Source organism: Bacillus cereus group sp. BfR-BA-01379, from assembly GCF_022663605.1.
Taxonomy (GTDB): domain Bacteria; phylum Bacillota; class Bacilli; order Bacillales; family Bacillaceae_G; genus Bacillus_A; species Bacillus_A mobilis.
The window spans coordinates 1-6,806 of record NZ_JAKUFT010000132.1; the positions used below are offsets into that span (position 1 = coordinate 1).

Genomic DNA, 6,806 nt, shown 5'->3' on the forward strand with positions numbered 1-6,806 from the left:
TCCAATGCCCTGCGATTCTGAACGAGCCGATTGCACTTTTTATTTAATAACCAAGTTCGGTTTTTTATTCAAGCTATGACGCCCGTCTACGAAGCGTACTGTGCCTGATTTTGCACGCATAACAAGGGATTGTGTTGTTCCTACGCTACCTTTAAATTGAACGCCGCGTAATAGTTCTCCGTCTGTTACGCCTGTTGCTGCAAAGATTGCGTCGTCACCTTTTACTAAGTCTTCCATACGTAGGATACGATTTATATCTTCAATACCCATTTTTTTACAACGAGCTAATTCAGCTTCGTTTTGTGGTAATAGTTTTCCGTGAATCTCTCCACCTAAACATTTTAATGCAACTGCTGCTAATACACCCTCAGGTGCTCCACCAGAGCCGAATAAAATGTCTACACCTGTACGATCAAATGCAGTGTTAATTGCTCCAGCCACATCTCCATCGTTAATCAATTTAATGCGAGCACCAGCTTTACGAATTTCTTCGATAATCGCTTGATGACGTGGACGGTTTAAAACTGTCGCTACAACATCTTCAATATCTTTATTTTTCGCTTTCGCAACTGCACGTAAGTTATCGATAATAGGCGCATCAATATCGACCGCCCCAACTGCTTCTGGGCCAACCGCGATTTTATCCATGTACATGTCAGGAGCATGTAACAAATTACCGTGATCTGCAATTGCAATAACAGCAAGAGCATTCCACCCACCAGCTGCCACGATGTTTGTCCCTTCTAAAGGATCAACTGCAACGTCTACACGTGGACCATATCCTGTACCTAATTTTTCTCCGATATATAGCATTGGCGCTTCATCCATTTCACCTTCACCAATGACAACTGTACCTTTCATCGGAATTGTATCAAATACGTCACGCATAGCTGATGTTGCTGCACCGTCTGCCTCATCCTTTTTCCCGCGCCCCATCCAACGCGCTGATGATAATGCTGCAGCCTCTGTTACACGTACTAACTCCATAGATAAACTTCTTTCCACGATAATCCCTCTCCTTTAAGTCTTTATATTTCTGCCGTATTTTGTGAACCATGTTTCTCTACAAAGTATACTTCCGCAAGCAGTGATGCTTCGCTTCCCCCTTGCGGAAGTATCACTTATGCGTTCTTCATCTCTTCAATTTCTTGACTTGTCATTTGTTCTCGCCAAATGTTTGCACCAAGACCTTTAAGCTTGTCTACTATATTTTCATAACCTCGATCAATATGCTCAAGTCCGGTTACCTCTGTAATTCCATCCGCCATTAATCCTGCAATAACAAGGGCTGCTCCAGCTCGCAAATCACTCGCTTTCACTTTTGCACCTTGCAATAAAACAGGACCAGTTACAATTGCCGAACGACCTTCTACTTTAATTTGTGCATTCATACGACGTAACTCATCAATGTGTTTAAAGCGCGCGCCGTAAATCGTATCTGTTACAACACCTGTTCCGTGTGCCTTTGTTAAAAGCGTCGTAAATGGCTGTTGTAAATCTGTTGGAAATCCTGGATATACAAGTGTTTTTATATCAACTACTTTTAACCTTCTATTACCGTTCACTGTAATTTGGTCATCGTTCGTTTCAACTTGGACACCAGCTTCTCTTAACTTCGCTGTAACTGACTCTAAATGTTGAGGAATAACATTATCAACCGTTACTTCTCCTCCTGATGCAGCTCCTAAAATCATATACGTACCCGCTTCAATACGATCCGGAATGATCGTGTGATGACAACCGTGCAATGAATCCACACCATCAATTCGAATTACATCTGTGCCAGCACCTTTAATACGTGCACCCATGCTTGTTAACAATGTAGCTACATCAATAATCTCTGGTTCTTTTGCTGCGTTTTCAATAACAGTTCTACCTTTCGCTCGCACAGCTGCTAGCATAATATTAATCGTAGCTCCTACACTAACAACATCTAAATAAATACGTGCCCCGCGCAATTCATCTGCTCTTAAATAAATCGCACCCTGTTCATTCGTAACATGTGCACCTAACGCTTCAAACCCTTTAATATGCTGATCAATCGGCCTCGGTCCTAAATGACATCCACCTGGAAGCCCAATAACAGCTTTTTTAAAACGGCCAAGCATCGCACCCATTAAATAATAAGAAGCACGCAATTTTTTCACTTTTCCATTCGGTAAAGGCATTGCAACCATGTTAGAAGGATCGACTACCATCTCTTCCTCCTGTCCATAAGTTACTCTTCCTCCAATTTCCTCTAGCAAGTCTCCTAACATTTTCACGTCCGAAATATTAGGGACACCACCAATAGTTACTGGAGTATCTGCTAAAATTGTCGCTGGAATTAGTGCAACGGCGCTGTTCTTTGCACCACTCACTCGAATTGTTCCATTTAAAGCTCTTCCGCCTTCAATTAGCAATTTTTCCATATTGAGCTCCCTTCTTGTGAATGTATTTACTTTCTATATCTTTATAGAAAGCTCCCCTTAAGAATCTCAATCACTCTTTCCACCCTAACACTCAATAAATAGGAAACCATTATCTTCATTTCTCCCTTAGTACGAATAGATAAAGATTAACTATTTATCGAATTTGCTTTATCAATTTAGATACATTATCACATTTATTAATAGGACTATGCACATTATTTTCTATTTCAAAAACAAAATGATAAAAATCTTTAGACTTGTTCACGCTTTCATTATACAACGAAAGGAAACCGTCTAAAAGACTAGACGGTTTCCAAAACGGAATTTTATTCTTACGCTTTACCGTTAGAACCGAATTCACGCATTTTACCAGCAACAGTTGCTTTAATAGCGTCGCGGCCAGGTCCAATATATTTACGAGGATCGTAAACTTCTTGGTCTTTGCTTAATGCTTCACGAACAGCTTTTGTAAACTCGATTTGGTTCTCAGTGTTTACGTTAATTTTTGAAGTACCTAAAGAGATAGCTTTTACGATATCAGCAGTTGGGATACCAGTACCACCGTGTAATACTAAAGGTACACCAGTGAAGTCACGAACTTGTTCCATTTCAGCGAATCCTAAGTTAGGCTCACCTTTGTAAGGACCGTGTACAGAACCTAAAGCTGGAGCTAGGCAATCGATACCTGTTGCTTCAACAAGGTGCTTACACTCTGCTGGATCAGCGTAAATTACGCCTTCAGCGATGATGTCGTCTTCTTGTCCGCCAACTGTTCCAAGCTCAGCTTCAACAGATACGTTACGAGCGTGTGCGTATTCTACTACTTTTTTAGTAGTTTCAACGTTTTCTTCGAATGGGTGGTGAGAAGCGTCGATCATTACAGATGTGAAACCTGCATCGATTGCTTCTTTACATTTTTCGAAGCTTGAACCATGGTCAAGGTGAATCGCTACAGGAACAGTGATGTTCATTTCTTCGATTAAAGCTTTAACCATAGCTACAACTGTTTTGAAACCAGTCATATGACGAGCTGCACCCTCAGATACACCTAGGATTACAGGAGATTTTTCTTCTTCCGCAGCAGCTAAGATAGCTTGAGTCCACTCTAAGTTGTTCATGTTGAATTGACCAACTGCGTATTTTCCTTCTAGTGCTGTGTTTAGCATTTCTTTCATAGAAACTAAAGGCATGGTGAATCCTCCTAAAAAACGTTTTTTGTATCCGATAAGTTCTTATCGCTGGTAGTATGACCAGAATAAGGTAAAATATGTATATTTACATACCGGACTTTTTTCTACACTCAATAGGATAACAACTTGTACTCAAAAACTCAACCGTATTCACCTGCTCAATAGTCCATGTAAACGCTTTTTTCCATATTTTTTATAAAAAATTCATTTTTTACGCCTCTATAGCAAGCTGTTCTCTCACTGCTTGACGAATCTCATCAATATCAAACGGTTTGGCAAAGTGCATTAAAGCTCCTAAATCTTTTGCTTCTTGGATCATATCAAGCTCTCCATAAGCAGTCATTAAAATTACTTTAATACTCTCATCAATTTCCTTTACATGTTTTAAAATCTCTATACCATCCATACCTGGAATTTTCATATCTAACACTACTAAATCTGGATTATCTTTTTTCACGATATCTAAAGCTTGAAATCCATTCGCTGCTTGGAATGTCTGATAACCTTCTTTTTGGAACACTTCATGTAATAACACACGAATGCCATATTGATCATCAACGATTAAAATTTTCCCTTCCATAACTCCCAACCTTTCTGTGTAAGTACAAGATTTAAAGCTTCTTATATCTTAACGATTAATTTTCGCTATTCTTTGGCAAATTCCTTCCTATTCTTTCTTATTTTACCGTTTCCTATTTTGTTATGCTACCCTTCGATTTCACCTTTCTAAAAAAATAAACTATAATGAAAGCCGGTAAACACGTACGAAGGGAGTAACATTATGTTAAAAATTTTTTCAACTCAATTAAGTGGTTATTTCTCCAGAGTTTCTCAAAAAGAGGAAATGAATATAGAAGATAGCGCCCGTCTACTTGCTCAAGCATTAGTTGGTGATGGTTTCATTTATTTACATGGTACAAATGAAATGGAGGGCGTTGTGGCTGAAGCATTATTCGGTGCTGAACCAATGAAGCAGGCAAAACGATTATTTGAAAATGGTAAAGAAGTAGAAGTAACTCCTGCAGATCGTGTACTTCTTATTAGCCGATTTTCAACAGATGAAGAAGTTGTAGCAATGGCAAAAAAACTTCAAGCCGATGGACACTCTATTGTCGGTATCTCTGCTATTCAAGAAGGTACTGAATCGCTAGAACAATATACAGATGTACATATTGATACAAAGCTGTTAAAAGGTCTTATTCCAGATGATGAAGGCAATCGCTACGGATTCCCAAGTTTAATGATAGCTTTATTTGCATATCATGGGATCAAATTTACAATCGATGAAATGTTAAATGAATATTAAAAAAAGCGCCCTATTTCAGGCGCTTTTTTTTATTACTTGCTCTCTTTATTCGTAATAGAAGCTCTTACGAAGTCATGGAACAATGGTTGTGGACGGTTTGGACGAGAAACTAGTTCTGGGTGGAACTGTGCTGCCACGAACCAAGGGTGATCTTTTAATTCAATGATTTCAACTAGACGGCCGTCTGGGCTTGTACCAGAGAATACAAATCCTTCTTTTTCCATATCCGGACGGAATTGATTGTTGAACTCATAACGATGACGATGACGCTCATATACAACCGGCTCATTGTAAGCACTGTATGCATTTGTTTCTTCAGCAAGCTTACATGGGTATAGGCCAAGACGAAGTGTACCGCCTAAGTCTTCTACATCTTTTTGTTCTGGTAATAAGTCAATGATTGCATAAGGTGTGTCAGGATTAATTTCAGAAGAGTTAGCTCCTTCTAATCCTAATACGTTACGTGCAAATTCGATTGATGCAAGTTGCATACCTAAGCAAATTCCTAAGAATGGTACTTTGTTTTCACGAGCATATTGAATTGCAACGATTTTACCTTCTACACCACGATCGCCGAATCCACCAGGTACAAGGATACCATCTGTGTCGCCAACTAATTCTTGTACGTTCTCTGGTGTTACGTGTTCAGCATTTACCCATTTCACTTCTACATCTGTGTCGAATGAATAACCCGCATGACGAAGTGCTTCTACAACAGAAATGTATGCATCTTGAAGCTCTACGTATTTACCAACAAGAGCAATTTTTGTTTTCTTAGAAAGGTTACGTACTTTATTAACTAGCGCAGTCCACTCTGTCATATCTGCAGCTGGATTGTCTAATTTTAAGTGATCGCAAACGATTTGGTCCATATTTTGCTCTTGAAGAGATAATGGAACCGCATATAAAGTATCTGCATCGCGTGCTTCGATAACTGCTTTTGTATCAATGTCACAGAATAATGCAAGCTTGTCTTTCATATCTTGAGAAACAGGCAATTCTGTACGAACAACGATAATATTTGGTTGAATACCTAAGCTGCGAAGCTCTTTAACGCTATGTTGCGTTGGTTTTGTTTTCATTTCACCCGCTGCTTTTAAGTACGGGATTAACGTACAGTGAATGTACATTACATTGTCACGACCGATGTCGCTCTTAATTTGACGGATTGCTTCTAAGAATGGTAGAGACTCGATGTCACCAACAGTTCCACCAATTTCTGTAATAACAACGTCCGCGTTTGTTTCGCGACCAGAACGGTATACACGCTCTTTAATTTCGTTAGTAATGTGAGGAATAACCTGAACTGTTCCTCCTAGGTATTCACCACGACGCTCTTTTTGAAGAACTGAAGAGTAAATTTTACCTGTTGTTACGTTGCTGTATTTGTTTAAGTTGATGTCGATGAAACGCTCATAGTGACCAAGGTCTAAGTCAGTTTCTGCACCATCATCTGTTACGAATACCTCACCGTGTTGGTATGGGCTCATAGTCCCTGGGTCTACGTTAATGTATGGATCAAACTTTTGAATCGTTACGTTTAAACCACGATTTTTTAAAAGTCTTCCTAGAGATGCTGCTGTAATACCTTTTCCTAAAGACGATACTACACCGCCTGTTACAAAAATATACTTAGTCATGAAAAAGCTCCCTCCTATTTTGCTGTTATATAATCACCGTTGCAAAGCGCAACGTATGTAGATAACACTGTATCCATCTTATTGTTAGACTCTTTTTATTTTCTAAACAAAAAACAAAAAAGAAAATTGCTCCCCTCATCACAAAAAGTAATAAGTAGGGAGCAATTTTCTTTTATATTTACACTTTAAAAGTATTATCGTCCTTTTTTAAAGAGCCCAAAAATGATTCTACATGGACGATAATGAAAAGTCAAGAACT

General features: G+C 39.0%; 6 protein-coding genes. 1 reads left to right on the forward strand and 5 read right to left on the reverse strand.

The genetic code is table 11. The features are described 5' to 3' along the window. Nucleotides 1-39 precede the first annotated feature (39 nt). The 4 genes from glpX to spo0F all read right to left on the reverse strand — a co-directional run bounded on the left by glpX (nucleotide 40) and on the right by spo0F (nucleotide 4,181). A complete protein-coding gene (gene glpX / locus MR113_RS26430; protein ID WP_000442336.1) occupies nucleotides 40-1,005 on the reverse strand; it encodes a class II fructose-bisphosphatase in 966 nt (321 codons plus the stop codon). Nucleotides 1,006-1,121: 116 nt separating this feature from the next. Next, complete coding sequence (murA, locus tag MR113_RS26435; RefSeq protein WP_000413265.1) at nucleotides 1,122-2,411, reverse strand: UDP-N-acetylglucosamine 1-carboxyvinyltransferase; 1,290 nt, start codon at nucleotides 2,409-2,411, stop codon at nucleotides 1,122-1,124. A 332-nt stretch (nucleotides 2,412-2,743) separates the two neighbouring features. Next, nucleotides 2,744-3,601, reverse strand: a complete 858-nt coding sequence (locus MR113_RS26440) for a class II fructose-bisphosphate aldolase (protein ID WP_001131858.1) — start codon at nucleotides 3,599-3,601, stop codon at nucleotides 2,744-2,746. 211 nt (nucleotides 3,602-3,812) lie between these two features. Then, nucleotides 3,813-4,181 carry a sporulation initiation phosphotransferase Spo0F gene (gene spo0F, locus MR113_RS26445; RefSeq protein ID WP_097863834.1) on the reverse strand — a complete coding sequence of 123 codons (369 nt, stop codon included), beginning with the start codon at nucleotides 4,179-4,181 and terminating at the stop codon, nucleotides 3,813-3,815. Nucleotides 4,182-4,382: 201 nt separating this feature from the next. On the opposite strand from spo0F, the gene MR113_RS26450 reads away from it, so the two are divergent. Beyond that, nucleotides 4,383-4,907 (forward strand): DUF2529 domain-containing protein, encoded by a 525-nt coding sequence (locus MR113_RS26450; RefSeq protein WP_242257398.1) that lies wholly within the window; start codon nucleotides 4,383-4,385, stop codon nucleotides 4,905-4,907. A gap of 32 nt (nucleotides 4,908-4,939) precedes the next feature. Here MR113_RS26450 and pyrG read toward each other — a convergent pair whose 3' ends face one another. Continuing rightward, nucleotides 4,940-6,547: a CTP synthase gene (gene pyrG, locus MR113_RS26455; protein WP_097817083.1), complete on the reverse strand. Its 1,608-nt coding sequence runs from the start codon at nucleotides 6,545-6,547 to the stop codon at nucleotides 4,940-4,942. Nucleotides 6,548-6,806: the final 259 nt, after the last annotated feature.